This is a genomic window from Streptomyces sp. NPDC001890 (genome assembly GCF_042891445.1).
Taxonomy (GTDB): domain Bacteria; phylum Actinomycetota; class Actinomycetes; order Streptomycetales; family Streptomycetaceae; genus Streptomyces.
On sequence record NZ_JBIATE010000001.1, the window covers coordinates 647040 to 660493 of the forward strand.

General features: G+C 70.6%; 13 protein-coding genes and 1 tRNA gene. 8 read left to right on the forward strand and 6 right to left on the reverse strand.

The features are described from left to right. The first annotated feature begins 38 nt into the window (after positions 1-38). A complete protein-coding gene (locus tag ACFYY1_RS02790) occupies positions 39-1181 on the forward strand; it encodes a DUF475 domain-containing protein (RefSeq protein WP_388579899.1) in 1143 nt (380 codons plus the stop codon). 174 nt (positions 1182-1355) lie between these two features. After that, positions 1356-2090: a Tellurium resistance gene (locus tag ACFYY1_RS02795; RefSeq protein WP_388579902.1), complete on the forward strand. Its 735-nt coding sequence runs from the start codon at positions 1356-1358 to the stop codon at positions 2088-2090. Between the two features lie 136 nt (positions 2091-2226). Here the strand turns inward: ACFYY1_RS02795 and ACFYY1_RS02800 are convergent, their stop codons facing one another. Next, complete coding sequence (locus ACFYY1_RS02800; RefSeq protein WP_388579904.1) at positions 2227-3087, reverse strand: TerD family protein; 861 nt, start codon at positions 3085-3087, stop codon at positions 2227-2229. Positions 3088-3306: 219 nt separating this feature from the next. On the opposite strand from ACFYY1_RS02800, the gene ACFYY1_RS02805 reads away from it, so the two are divergent. From ACFYY1_RS02805 to ACFYY1_RS02820, 4 genes are all read left to right on the forward strand, one after another. Further along, complete coding sequence (locus tag ACFYY1_RS02805) at positions 3307-4470, forward strand: HpcH/HpaI aldolase/citrate lyase family protein (RefSeq protein WP_388579906.1); 1164 nt, start codon at positions 3307-3309, stop codon at positions 4468-4470. A gap of 68 nt (positions 4471-4538) precedes the next feature. Further along, complete coding sequence (locus ACFYY1_RS02810) at positions 4539-7166, forward strand: phosphoribosyltransferase (protein ID WP_388579909.1); 2628 nt, start codon at positions 4539-4541, stop codon at positions 7164-7166. After that, positions 7163-8047 carry an HAD family hydrolase gene (locus ACFYY1_RS02815; protein ID WP_388579911.1) on the forward strand — a complete coding sequence of 295 codons (885 nt, stop codon included), beginning with the start codon at positions 7163-7165 and terminating at the stop codon, positions 8045-8047. Before ACFYY1_RS02810 ends, ACFYY1_RS02815 begins: the two co-directional genes overlap by 4 nt. A gap of 47 nt (positions 8048-8094) precedes the next feature. Further along, positions 8095-8754, forward strand: coding sequence for an O-methyltransferase (locus tag ACFYY1_RS02820; protein ID WP_388579914.1), 660 nt, complete (start codon positions 8095-8097; stop codon positions 8752-8754). Between the two features lie 91 nt (positions 8755-8845). Here the strand turns inward: ACFYY1_RS02820 and ACFYY1_RS02825 are convergent, their stop codons facing one another. From ACFYY1_RS02825 to ACFYY1_RS02840, 4 genes are all read right to left on the reverse strand, one after another. Further along, a complete protein-coding gene (locus ACFYY1_RS02825) occupies positions 8846-9076 on the reverse strand; it encodes a zinc ribbon domain-containing protein (RefSeq protein WP_266733278.1) in 231 nt (76 codons plus the stop codon). 67 nt (positions 9077-9143) lie between these two features. Further along, positions 9144-9734, reverse strand: coding sequence for a DUF4383 domain-containing protein (locus tag ACFYY1_RS02830; RefSeq protein ID WP_388579917.1), 591 nt, complete (start codon positions 9732-9734; stop codon positions 9144-9146). A gap of 222 nt (positions 9735-9956) precedes the next feature. Then, entirely contained in the window at positions 9957-11324 is a 1368-nt protein-coding gene (locus ACFYY1_RS02835) for a hypothetical protein (RefSeq protein WP_388579919.1), read from the reverse strand. 71 nt (positions 11325-11395) lie between these two features. After that, a complete protein-coding gene (locus ACFYY1_RS02840) occupies positions 11396-12112 on the reverse strand; it encodes a DUF4097 family beta strand repeat-containing protein (RefSeq protein WP_388581449.1) in 717 nt (238 codons plus the stop codon). A gap of 258 nt (positions 12113-12370) precedes the next feature. Here ACFYY1_RS02840 and ACFYY1_RS02845 point away from each other — a divergent pair. Beyond that, positions 12371-12445 (forward strand) — tRNA-Val (locus tag ACFYY1_RS02845). Positions 12446-12598: 153 nt separating this feature from the next. On the opposite strand, the gene ACFYY1_RS02850 is transcribed toward ACFYY1_RS02845, so the two are convergent. Continuing rightward, complete coding sequence (locus ACFYY1_RS02850; protein WP_351251482.1) at positions 12599-12895, reverse strand: GYD domain-containing protein; 297 nt, start codon at positions 12893-12895, stop codon at positions 12599-12601. Positions 12896-13119: 224 nt separating this feature from the next. Between ACFYY1_RS02850 and ACFYY1_RS02855 the strand changes: the two genes are divergently transcribed. Beyond that, positions 13120-13383, forward strand: a complete 264-nt coding sequence (locus ACFYY1_RS02855; protein ID WP_388579923.1) for a hypothetical protein — start codon at positions 13120-13122, stop codon at positions 13381-13383. Positions 13384-13454: the final 71 nt, after the last annotated feature.

A 13454-nucleotide genomic window follows, 5' to 3' on the forward strand; every position in this document is an offset into this window, starting at 1 on the left:
TCAGGGGAGACCCGTTACATAACACGATGGGGTAGCCAGTGCTTTTGAAAACCTTCGGCTGGTCGTTCGCGGTTACCGCGCTCGGCCTTGTCGCAGCTTGGATCTACGGGGGGTGGGAAGCCTTCGGGGTCGTCGCGATTCTTTCCGTCCTGGAGATCTCGCTGTCCTTCGACAATGCGGTGGTCAACGCCGGAATCCTGAAGAAGATGAATGCCTTCTGGCAGAAGATCTTCCTCACGATCGGTGTGCTCATCGCGGTCTTCGGTATGCGGCTGGTGTTCCCCGTCGTGATCGTGGCCATCACCGCCAAGATGGGTCCGATCGAGGCGATCGACCTTTCCTTCAACCAGCCCGAGCGCTACCAGGAACTCGTCACCGACGCCCACCCGGCGATCGCCGCGTTCGGTGGCATGTTCCTGCTGATGATCTTCCTCGACTTCATCTTCGAGGACCGTGACATCCAGTGGCTGCGCTGGATCGAGCGTCCGCTCGCCAAGCTCGGCAAGGTCGACATGCTGTCGGTCTGCATCGCGCTGATCGTGCTGCTGGTCGCCTCCATGACCGTCGCGACCCACGCGCACCAGCACGGCGGCGGTCACGCGGACAAGGCGGAGACGGTCCTGCTCGCCGGTATCGCCGGTCTGATCACCTACCTCATCGTCGGCGGCCTCTCCGGCTTCTTCGAGAACAAGCTGGAGGAGGAGGAAGAGCGCGAGCACGAGGCCGAGGAAGAGGCCAAGCGGAGCGGCAAGAAGGTTTCCTCCGTGGTGCTCGCCGGCAAGGCCGCGTTCTTCATGTTCCTCTACCTGGAAGTGCTCGACGCGTCCTTCTCGTTCGACGGTGTCATCGGCGCCTTCGCCGTCACCAACGAGATCGTGCTGATGGCCCTCGGCCTCGGTATCGGTGCCATGTACGTCCGTTCGCTCACGGTCTACCTGGTCCGTCAGGGCACGCTCGACGACTACGTCTACCTGGAGCACGGCGCCCACTACGCCATCGGCGCGCTGGCCGTGCTCCTGCTCGTCACCATCCAGTACCAGATCAACGAGCTCATCACCGGCCTGACCGGCGTCGTGCTGATCGCCTGGTCCTTCTGGTCCTCGGTCCGGCGCAACAAGGCGCTGGAGGCCGAAGGCGGCGACGGCGAGGGTTCCAAGGCGGAAGTCCCGTCCGGGGTGTGACCCGGTAGGGATTGAGGAACGCTCTTCTGCGGGGCGGTCCGTGAGGCAACGGTTCTCCGGAGACATCCGGACCCGGCCCCGCGGCCGCCCCGCAGTGCTGCGGGCGTCCCCGGCGAGGCACGGGGCGGCCACGGGACCGGGGCACTTTTCTACCGAGATGCATGGGGGTTGGGGATGGCGTTCTGGGACGGCCTGTGGCCGCGGCGGGAGGCACAGTTCGAGTCGGGCAGCGCGGCGACCAGCTCCATCGTGCTGTCCCGGCGGCACGCCACGGTCTCGCTCACCAAACAGGGGGCGCTGACCGGCAATCTGCGGGTCAACCTCTCCTGGCAGATGCGTACGTCGGACATCATGGGCCGGTCGCGGCAGAGCGGCCGGCTGCTGCGGCCGATGAAGCTCTTCAAGCCCGATGTGGTCCAGGCACACACCCAGGGCATGGTCAACGTCGACCTGGACCTGGGCTGCATGTACGAGCTGAAGGACGGCACCAAGGGTGTGGTCCAGCCGCTGGGCAACTTCATGGGCGATCTGAACGGGCCGCCGTACATCCGGCTCAGCGGGGACGACCGCTTCGGGGCGCCGTCGGGGGAGACCGTCTACGTCAATCTCGACCAGCGCGACCAGATCAAACGGCTGCTGTTCTTCGTCTACATCTACGACCAGACACCGGCCTTCGACCGTACGCACGCCAAGGTGACGCTCTACCCGGGCAACGGCCCGCGGATCGAGATCGAGCTCGACGAGCACGCCCCCGAGGCCCGCTCCTGCGCCGTGTTCACGCTGGAGAACATCAAGGACGAGCTGATCGTGCGGCGCGAGGTGAGGTTCGTCTACGGATTCCAGTCGGAGCTGGACCGGCTGTACGGTTTCGGCATGCAATGGGGGCGCGGCTACAAGTCCCGGACCTGAGCGGACCGGCCCCTGCTTCCGCTCCCCGCTTGCTCCTGTTCCGCCTCTCCCGTTTCTGCCTCTCCTGCCCCGGCCCGCCCGTTCCGTCCTGCCTGTTCCGTCCTGCCTGTTCCGTCCCGCCTGTTTCGATTCCGCCTCAGGACCGTACGAACTGCGGTCCCTGCGGCGGCAGCACGAAATTCGGGTCCGGGGCGGGTGCCGCGGCGGCGGCCGGCTGCGGATAGCCGTGGGCCGGCCGGGCGGCGGGCTGCGGGTACCCGTACGCGGGCTGGGGAGCGGGTTGGGCCGCCGCGGGCTGCGGGTAGCCGTACGCGGGCTGCTGGTGCTGGACCGTGGCCTGTGCGTCGGGGTCGGGCGCCGCCGCCGGGGGGAACTGCGGTGCGGGCGGGAACCCGGGCGTTGTCACCGGCGCGGGCGAGGGGGCCGCCGCGTGCGACGGGGCCGGTTCGGCCGCCGTCTCGTCGACCGAGATGCCGAAGGCCGTCGCCAGACCGACCAGACCGGTCGGATAGCCCTGCCCCACGGCCCGGAATTTCCAGCCATCGCCGCGCCGGTAGAGCTCGCCGCAGATGATCGCCGTCTCCTCGCCGGTCTCCGGCCGCACGTCGAAGACCGCGAGCGGATCGCCGCCGGCCGCCGCCGAGTCGTACAGCAGGATGCGCAGATCGCTCACCTGAGCGAATGCGGCGCCGTCGGAGGACGCGGCGACGACCACCTGCTCGACCGAGGCGTCCAGCCCGCCCAGGTCGGCCTCGATGGTGTCCGTGAGTCCCTCGGGGAGGCTGCGCTTGGGCAGCCGTCGTACCAGGCCGGAGGGGTGGCGGGGCTGGTTGTAGAAGACGAAGTCCTCGTCCGAGCGCACGCGGCCACCGGCTCCGAGCAGCAGGGCCGAGGCGTCCACGTCAGGAACTCCGGCGCCCGGGGTCCAGCACAGCACGGCCCGTACGGCCATGGCGTCCAGAGGGACGTTCGAGCCTTTCACCATCGCGTGCGTCATGCCCGTCATCCTGCCTGCTGGCTGCCCGCGCGGACAACGCGGGGTCGTACCCGATGTCTGCGAGGTGCGCCGGAAGCGCACGGTCCGAGGCGCTGCGAACCGTCGGGAAATGGACGAGTTACCCGGAATTCATGCACGTGGGGAACTGTTGACACCCGTCCATACGTACTATTACCGGCCATGCGTTTTCCGGCCGGTCGGTCAGTTCGGGGGAGTTACATGCGTCATTTCGGGCATATTGCGCCCGCCACGAGGGAGGGTCTGTTCTTCCAGGAGCCGTGCGAGTTCGGTCCGGATTCGTCGGCCCGGGTGCTGTCGGCCGCCCTGGGAGCGACCCTGTACAGCCCTGCCACCCGCCCCAGACTCGCTGACGACATCGTCAAGCAGGCCGGGCGCGGCGTCGTCTCGATGGTGCTGTGCCTGGAGGATTCCATCGACGACTCCGAGGTCGCCGGTGCCGAGGAGAACCTGGTCAGACAGTTCGCCGATCTCGATGCGAGCAGCGTCGAGGTGCCGCTGCTCTTCATCCGGGTCCGCGAGCCGCGCCAGATAGGCGACCTGGTGCACCGCCTCGGTGACACCGTCCGCATGTTGTCTGGTTTTGTACTTCCGAAGTTCACCGAAGAGCGTGGCGTGCCTTTCATGGAAGCGCTCGCCAATGCCGAAAGGGCATGCGGGCGGCGCCTGTTCGCGATGCCCGTTCTCGAATCGCCCGAGCTGCTGCATCTGGAGACCCGGAGCGAAACTCTCCAGGGAATAGCCCGCACCGTCGACAAATACCGCGACCGGGTGCTCGCGCTGCGGCTCGGCGTCACCGACTTCTGCTCGGCGTACGGACTGCGCAGGGCCCCCGACATGACGGCGTACGACGTCCAGATCGTCGGCGCCGTCATCGCCGATGTGGTCAATGTGCTGGGCCGCGCGGACGGCACCGGCTTCACGATCACCGGGCCGGTGTGGGAGTACTTCCGGCTCCAGGAACGCATGTTCAAGCCCCAGCTGCGCCGCAGCCCCTTCCTGGAGGGCCGGGCCGAGGAACTGCGCACGGCACTGATCGAGCACGACCTGGACGGGCTGCTGCGCGAGATCGAGCTCGACCGGGCCAACGGCCTGCTCGGCAAGACCTGCATCCACCCCTCGCACGTCGCGCCCGTGCACGCGCTGTCCGTGGTCAGCCACGAGGAGTACAGCGACGCGAAGGACATCCTGCGGCCGGAGCGCGGCGGCGGTGGAGTCATGCGCTCCGCGTACACGAACAAGATGAACGAGGTGAAGCCGCACCGGGCCTGGGCCGAGCGGACCCTGCTGCGGGCCGATGTCTTCGGCGTGGCCGGGCAGGACGTCGGCTTCGTGGAACTGCTGGCCGCGGGCCTCGCGGAGTGAGCGGGGCTCCCGGAGCGAGCGGGCACCCGGCGAGCACGGCGAAAGAGCCGTCGGCAAGGACGGCAGGCGTGACAAGGGCGGCAGGCGTGACAAGGACGGCCAAGGAGAAGGAGACGGCGGACGTGGTGTGGTCGGGCAGCTGGGTGGCGGAGCGACTGGGCGTCGAGCTCGTCGGCGACGGGAGGCCCGACGGCGACGGAGAGCTCAAGGAGCTGCTGGGCCTCGCCCTGCGCCGCAACCCCAAGCGGGCCCACCTCCTCGTGTCGAACGTGCTCGGCAAGCACGTGCCGCAGAAGCCCTCCGTGGTCTACGGCACCGGATTCGAGCTCGGCCGGCGGGTGCGCGAACTCCTCGGTGACGCCGAGGCGCGCCGGGCCGTCGTGCTCGGTTACGCGGAGACGGCCACCGGCCTCGGGCACGCGGTCGCCGACGGGCTGGGCGTGGCACCGTACCTCCACTCGACCCGCCGCCCCGTCGAAGGCGTGGCACGGGCGGGCGGCTTCGAGGAGTCCCACTCGCACGCCACCTCGCACCTGCTGCTCCCGGAGGACCCGGCACTGCTGGCGGGCGACCGCGGCCCGGCGGGTCCAAAGGGCGCGGAGAACACGGGCACGGACGCGCCGCTGGTGCTGGTGGACGACGAGTTCTCCACGGGCAACACCGTGCTCAACACCATCCGCGCCCTGCACGAGCGGTATCCACGGAGCCGCTACGTCATCGTCGCCCTGGTGGACATGAGGTCGCCGGCCGACCGGGGACGGCTGGCCGGGTTCGCCGCGGAGATCGGCGCCCGCGTCGACCTGGTGGCGCGCGGCTCGGGCACGGTCACCCTCCCGGAGGGCGTGCTGGCGAAGGGCCAGGCACTGGTCGCCGCGCACGAGCCGGAGCCCGCGGGTGCCGCGGCGCACGAAGCGGCCGGTCCCGACGCCCCTGCCGGCCCCGCCGGTTCCGACAGTCCCGCCGGTCCTGCCCGCCCCGACGCCCCCACGGCCCCCGGCTCCAGGCCCTGCACCCGGGTGGACCTCCGATGGCCCGCCGGAGTGCCCGACGGCGGACGGCACGGCTTCACCCCCGCCCACCGGGCCGTCCTGGAACCCGCCCTCCCCGCCATGGCCGCCCGCATAGCCGGAGCCCTGGGCGACGCCCGCCGCGTACTGGTCCTCGGCTTCGAGGAGCTGATGTACGCGCCCCTGCGGCTGGGCACGGCCCTGGAGGACCACACCGACGCCGAGGTGCGCTACTCCACCACCACGCGTTCCCCGGTCCTCGCCGTGGACGACCCGGGCTACGCGATACGGACCCGGCTGGTCTTCCCCGCCCACGACAACCCGGCCGACGGCCCCGGCGACCGGTACGCGTACAACGTCGCGGGCGCCGGTTTCGACGCCGTGGTGCTCGCCGTCGACTCCGCCGCCGACACCCCCGAACTCCACGCCCCCGACGGCCTGCTGGCGCAGCTCGCCGCGCACACCGACCACGTCCTGCTCGCGGTCGTCCCCACGTACGTACCGTCGCGCCCCCACCCGCGCGCCCCCGAACGGCAGGAACCCCCCATGCTGTCCGAGCCCCTCCGCGGCCCCGCCTTCTCCTCCTACGCGCCCGACGAGGTCGGCTGGCTGCTCCAGGACCTCTCGGACACCGAGCTGGAGGCGCCCACCGAGGAGCGCGAGGAGGCGATACAGAGCGGCGGCGCCCACTACGCCGAGTCGCTGCCCGTCGAGTACCAGCCGTCCGCCGCGTACCAGGAGCTGTTCAATGCGGCGCTGGAGCTGTCGGCCGCCCGGGTCGCCCGCGCCGTCGGCACCGTCACCGAGACGGTCCTCGCCGAGCGCGGCCCCCGCCCGGTCCTGGTCTCGCTCGCCAGGGCCGGCACGCCCGTCGGCGTACTGATGCGCCGCTGGGCCGGGCACCGGCACGGCATCGACCTGCCGCACTACGCCGTCTCCATCGTGCGGGGCCGCGGCATCGACGCCAACGCCCTGCGCTGGCTGGCCGCCCACCACGACCCGGCGGACGTCGTCTTCGTCGACGGCTGGACCGGCAAGGGCGCGATCACCCGCGAACTGTCCGCTGCGCTCGACGGGTTCGACGGATTCGACCCCGAGATCGCGGTACTGGCCGACCCGGGCGGCTGCGTCCGTACCTACGGCACCCGCGAGGACTTCCTCATCCCGTCCGCCTGCCTCAACTCCACCGTCTCCGGGCTGATCTCGCGGACCGTCCTGCGCGCCGACCTGGTCGGCCCCGAGGACTTCCACGGTGCGAAGTTCTACCGGGAGCTCGCGGACACCGATGTGTCCGGCCACTTCCTCGACACCGTCGCCGCGCACTTCGACGAGGTCGTCGACGCCGTGGACGCCGAGGTCAAGGAGCTGCTCGCGGCCGATCGCGCGCCCACCTGGGAGGGCTGGGCCGCGGTGGAGCGCATCAGCGAGGAGTACGGCATCCACGACGTGAACCTCGTCAAGCCGGGCGTCGGCGAGACGACCCGCGTACTGCTGCGCCGCGTCCCGTGGAAGATCCTCGCGAAGCGAGGGGCGGGAGCGGACCTCGATCACATCCGTCTGCTGGCCGAGCAGCGGGGCGTACCGGTGGAGGAGGTCGACGGACTCCCGTACAGCTGCGTCGGCCTGATCCACCCGAAGTACACCAGGGGCGCGACGGGCGCCGACGGCAAGGCGGTGGAGTCCAAGTGACCACCCCCGCACCCCCGCCCCCGGCGACCGCCGATGCCGGCGCCCCCGTGACGCTCGTCGCCAGCGACCTCGACCGCACCCTGATCTATTCCACGGCAGCGCTCCAGCTCGCCATGCCGGACGCCGAGGCCCCCCGGCTGCACTGCGTGGAGGTGTACGACCACAAGCCGCTCTCCTACCTGACGGAGACGGCCGCGGCCCTGCTGGACGAACTGGCCCGCACCACGGTCTTCGTCCCGACCACCACCCGCACCCGCGAGCAGTACGGACGCATCCACCTGCCCGGCCCCGCACCCCGGTTCGCGATCTGCGCCAACGGCGGACACCTCCTCGTCGACGGCGAGTCCGACCCCGACTGGCAGCAGCAGGTGGCCCGCAGGCTCGCCGAGGAATCCGCGCCGCTCGCCGAGGTCCGCGCCCACCTCCTGGCCGCGGCCGACCCCGCCTGGCTGCTGAAGGAACGGGTAGCCGAGGACCTCTTCGCCTATCTCGTGGTGGAACGCCCGCTGCTGCCCGAGGACTGGGTCAAGGAGTTGGGGGAGTGGGCGCTGACGCGCGGCTGGACGGTCTCCCTCCAGGGCCGCAAGATCTACGCCGTTCCGGGCCCGCTCACCAAGAGCGCCGCCATGACCGAGGTGGCCCGACGCACCGGCGCCACGCTCACCCTCGCCGCCGGCGACAGCCTCCTGGACGCCGACCTGCTCCTCGCCGCCGACCGCGCCTGGCGCCCGGCCCACGGCGAACTGGCCGACACCGGCTGGAGCGCTCCGCACACCGAGGTGACGGCCGAGCGAGGGGTGGCGGCGGGAGAGGAGATCCTCCGCCACTTCCTCCGAGCCGCCGACGGGCCCCGGGCGGCCGGCGAGGCAAGATCGTCCTGACACCGGGCGCACGCGCACCGGCCGATCCACGCTGCGAGGAGCGCAGGATGACCAAGGGCAACGAAACCAAGATCACGGACGAGCTGTACGCGTACATGCTGGCGCACAACCCACCGCTCGACCCGGTGCAGCGCGAGCTCGTGGAGACCACGTACGCGCGCCTGCCCGAGCACGCCGGCATGCAGTCGGCCGAGGAACAGGGACCGCTGCTCGCCTTCCTCGTCCGGCTGACCGGGGCCCGGCACATCGTGGAGGTCGGGACGTTCACCGGGTTCTCCGCCCTGTCGATGGCGCAGGCCCTGCCCGCCGACGGACGGCTGATCGCCTGCGACATCTCGCAGGAGTGGACCGCCTACGGCCGGGAGGCATGGGAGAAGGCGGGCATCGCGGACCGGATCGAGCTCCGTATCGCCCCCGCGCTCGACACCCTGCGGGCGATGCCGGCCGAGCCGCACATCGACCTCGCCTACCTGGACGCGGACAAGGGCAACTACATCCCGTACTGGGAGGAGCTGGTGCCCCGGATGCGGCAGGGCGGCCTGATCGTCACGGACAACGTGCTCTTCCACGGCGCGGTGACCGACCCGGACGCGACCGGCGCGGCGGCGGCGATCAAGGAGTTCAACGAGCACGTGGCCGCCGATCAGCGGATGGACAGCGTGCTGCTGACCGTGTCCGACGGCCTGACCCTCTCCCGCAAACGCTAGAAGCCCGCCCGCCCGGCAAACCGGAGCGTCGCCCGGGGCCAGGCGCCCGGTGGCCCCGGACGACGCCCCGGGACCACTCGCCGTTCCGCTCTCAGCCGCAGCAGCCCCCACCGCAGCACCCGCCACCACCGCCCCCGCCACCGGCCGACGGGGCGGCGGGGGCGGACTTGGCGGACGACCCGCCGACGGCCACGGTGGAGAGCAGCTTCACGGTGTCCGCGTGCCCGGCGGGGCAGGACGCCGGGTCGGAGGACTGGGCCATCGGGCGGCTGAGTTCGAATGTGTCTCCGCAGGAGCGGCAGCGGAATTCGTAACGAGGCATGGCCCCAGGCTAACCGCGACCGCGGGCTCAGGGGGCAGCTCAGGGGGGCAGCTCAGGGGGGGCAGGCTCAAGGGGTACGCCGGACGACCGGCATCGGCGGCGTGGCCGCCCGCCGGCTCAGCCGCATCTCCCGCGCGGCCTCCTCGGGGTGGCGCGCCCGCCAGTACGGGTTGTCGTGCGGAAGTCCGCCGCTGACCCGCCCGTACATCCCGAAGACCATCAGCATCAGGCCGACCACGAAGCTGAACAGCACGTTCTGGATGCGGAAGGCGAGGAAGTTGTAGTCGGTCTCCAGCAGCGCGAGATTGACGAAGCCGCTGAGGATGAAGGCGATGCCCAGAATCATGTTGAGCGTCGAGGCGAAGTTGCCGCCGATCACCATCCCGATGAACAGGAGCAGGCCGACGCAGATGGACAGGACGCTCAGCGCGCCGTTGGTGTTGAGGCCCGCGACGGTGGCTCCGCCGGTGTTGAAGAAACCGATCTTGTCGATCAGCCCCAGGACACCGAAGGCGAGCAGCACCAGCCCCATCAGCCCCGCTCCGACCCGGTAGACGCGGCTGAGCCGGTGATCGACCGGCAGATGCTGGTCGAGCCGGGTGGCCTTGCGGCGGCGGGGGGCCCGTCGCCCCCGGGTGTGCAGCACGTGGGTGGCCATGTCGGTCGTCTCCTTCGGGCGTACTACCAGGATCCGCCCAAGGCGTTGTCACCGCACACCAGAGCCCCGGGAGGCCGCGGCACGCGCGGCCGGAGCGGTTCGGCCTGCACCGCGCAGGTCGGCTCGGTCAGGCCGGCACCGCGCAGTCGGCACGGCTCGGCTCGACCAGCATGGCCTGGTTGACTCGGCTCGGCCGGCGCGGCTCGGCCAACGCACCTCGGCTCAGGCGCCCGCCCCACGCTCCTCGCGGATCTCGGAGACCACCCGCGCGGCCGTCCGCCGCACCGCATCGGTCTCGGTCAGGAAGTGCCAGTAGTCGGGGTGACGCCCGTCGAGCCCGGCGACGGCGCGGTCCAGCCGGGCCACGGCATCGTCCAGCGGCCGGGCATGGCGCGGATCGGGCGTGCTCCGGCCGTCCATGGCCAGGCGCTGCGCGTCGCGGACCGCGAACCGGGTCCGCTGGATCTCCGCTTGCGGATCCTTGGCCACGCCGTCCAGCTGGTGCAGCCGGTCACCGGCCGCGGACACCGCTTCGTCCGTCGCGTTCAGCAAGGCGCGGACCGTGCTCAGCCGGGACGTCGCATCGGCCCACCGCTGCTCGTCCCGCGCCTGGGCGGCCTCCTTCAGCTTCTCCTCGGCCTGCCGCACATTGACGGCCGCCTGCTCGGGAACGGGCTGGAGGTCCTGCCAGCACGCCGCCGAGAACCGTCGCCGCAACTCGCTCAGCACCGGCTCCACCGACCCCGCCCGGGTGGTCAACGCCTGGGCGCGGGTACGCAACGACACCAGCCGGTGGTCGATCTCGGCGGCCCGCTCGGGCAACTTGTCCGCCTCGGCCCGTACCGCCTCGGCATCGCGCAGCACCCGATCGGCGCGCTGCAGGGTCTCCGCGACGCCGTGCCGGCCGGCGCCCTGGTTGAGCTTGGTCAGCTCGGGGGCGAGAGCCGCCAGCCGGGCGGCGAGCTCATCCGCCCGCAGCCCGGACGCGCGCACCGTGTCGAGAGCGTTGCTCGCACCCAGCAGAGCCTGCCGGGCCCGCTCCACGGCGGGCGCGAGCCGCGCGAGCTGCGTCTCCGCACTGCCCAGCAGCGGACCGAGCCCCTGTGCGAACCGGTCCAGCTCGGCCTTGACCCGGACCAGCTCGTCCTTGGCCGTGGTCAGCTCGGCCCGCGCGCGGGAGGCGACCGAGTGCTCCAGATCGTCCCGGTCCAGGTCGTGCGCGTCGACTGCCGTGATGTACGTATGGCTGACCTCGTCGATCCGCCGTCCGAGAGCGGCGAAGTCGTCCACGGCCTTGCGCGCGGCGGGCGAGCTGTCCACCGCGGTGATCGTCTCGATGGAGATCCGCAGATCGCGCTGGGCCGTGTCGAGCTCGTAGAAGGCCGAGGCGGCGGCGTCCTTCGCGGCCTGCGCCTCGGCGCGCTGACTCTCCCCGCGCCCGCCGAACCAGCGCCTCGTACCACCGCCCGCGAAGGCGGCCGGCAACGCGGCGGCGAGCAGCGGCACCGGCAACAGCATCAGCCCGAAGACGTCCCTGACGGCGGAAACCCCACCCGCTCTCGCCCGCGGCTGCGCGTGTGTCGCCGTCACATCCCTCTCCCGTGCCGTTTCGCCCTGCCCGGTACATTCTCCCACCAGGTAAGGACGAACACACGGGCCGGTTAGTTCGCGCTTCGGACGGTGACTTCGCCGTTGTCGCTCCGGGCCTTCACCACATGACCGCTGCTCTCGCCGCGCGGTACGTCCACCGAGGTGCGCCCGTTGTCGGCGGCGGCGTCCACCGCGTACTTCGCGGAGCCGCCCGGCAGCTCGATGGTGATCGCCCCGTTGTCGCTCACGGTGTCCACGAGATCCGGCACGGCGGTGAACCCCAGCCGGATGCTGCCGTTGTCCGACCGCGCCGACACGGACCCGGCCGAGATCCCCTCGGCGACGATGCCCCCGTTGTCGCTCGCCAGCTTGAGCGGCCCGGTGGAGTCCCGGACGGTCACCTTGCCGTTGTCGGCGGTGAGCGTGAGCGGCGTACGGAACCCGGAGGCGACGATCTTCCCGTTGTTCCCCTCCACGACCACCGCCACCCCGCGCGGCACCTTCACCTGGTGCTCCGCGGCACAGTCACTGATCAGCGCATCGCACTCCACCCCGAGCGTGAGGGTGTCGTCCCGCATCTCCCACCGGGGATCGGGCCCGTCCCCGAACACGACCCAACCGTCGACCCGCCGGGTCACCTCGACCTTCCGCACATCGGCCGGCACGAGCTCCAGCGAGGACTGCCCGGCACGGATGGTCAGCGTCTTCCCGCTCAACGCGAACGACTTGTGCTCGGCAGGCGCGTCGCTGACATCCGTACTGCCACAACCGGAAAGAACAAGAGCCATGAGCACGGCGCCACCGGACGCGATGAGAGTGCGGGTACGGACTGCCACGATGATCTTTCCCCCAGGTCGTACGACGGACGCTCCGATACTGCGACCCTCACCGTACGTACGCACCCGCCCCCACCAGAATCCGGACGGCCACCGTGCGAGGGGTGGGGATAACCCCCGCCCCGCACGTCGAGGGGCTTCCCGATCGCGGCCTCCGGGAATCGTTTGTGACCACGGGCCGTAGTCCATGTACGCTGTTGTCTCATCCACGGGTGCGTAGCTCAGGGGTAGAGCGCTGCTCTTACAAAGCAGATGTCGGCGGTTCGAAACCGTCCGCGCCCACCAGTGCGAAGGCCCCCAACCGATCACGGTTGGGGGCCTTCGACGTCTGCTTCTGACATCAACGGGTGCGGTCACGCACGGTTGGACGCTGCCGCTTCGGCATCCGGTCCAGGTGACTCACGGCCTCGCGCCGCGTGTCCTGGACGACGTGGGTCGTCAACCGGCAGCCTTGGCGATGATGCGCTCCATCTCCTCTGGGCCGAAGGCCCGCAGGGTCGTGGAACGGACATTGCCCACCCCGCCGAGTTGCAGGAGCGCTGCCGTGGCAGTTTCGTCGTCGGGCGCCTCGACGACGGCCACGAGGTCGTACGGACCGACGGTCCAGTAGATGCTCAGGAGCTTCGCCCCGAGCTTCTGTACCGCTGACCCGAAGGCCTCGGAGCGTTTTGCGGTGTCCTTGTAGTTTCGGACCCCTTGATCGGTCCAGCTCAGCAAGGTGACGTACGTCGGCATGTTCTTTCATCCTCACGAGGAGACACGTCGTGAGGCCAAGCCTGGACATCCGGGCCAGAACCTGCACGAGATACGCACCCGAACGAGCGGCGGGGCTCTCGGGCTTCGGGGGCAGGGTCTGGGGTCAGCGGCACTGACGACTGGGAGGGGAACTGGTGGAGCAGCAATGGCCAGAGGGGCGGCATGCCGATCCCGACGCTGCGAGGAACCGGTACAACGCAGACATGCGGGCATCGCGTGGTTCGCTGGGGGAGCTGTTCCGTGTGGAGTTGCCCATGGCCCACATGGGCCTGGCGATCGTGATCATCGCGAGTGTCTTCGCGGGAGTGGTCTGGGCACCCGGAACAGGCGTGATCATCGCGGGATCCTTTGCCGCACTGTTCGTCGTAGCTCTGTGCGTGGCGCTGCTGGCGGGTCGCCGAGGACGGAGCGCGGTGCGTGTCGCGTACAAGTTCACGTTCGGCTGGGCCAACTGGATCACGCCGTAGGAGCAGCCGTCTTCTTCCGGCCCGTGGGGCAGCAGCGCGGAAACCAACGGGCGGTGCTCCCCTGTGCGTTC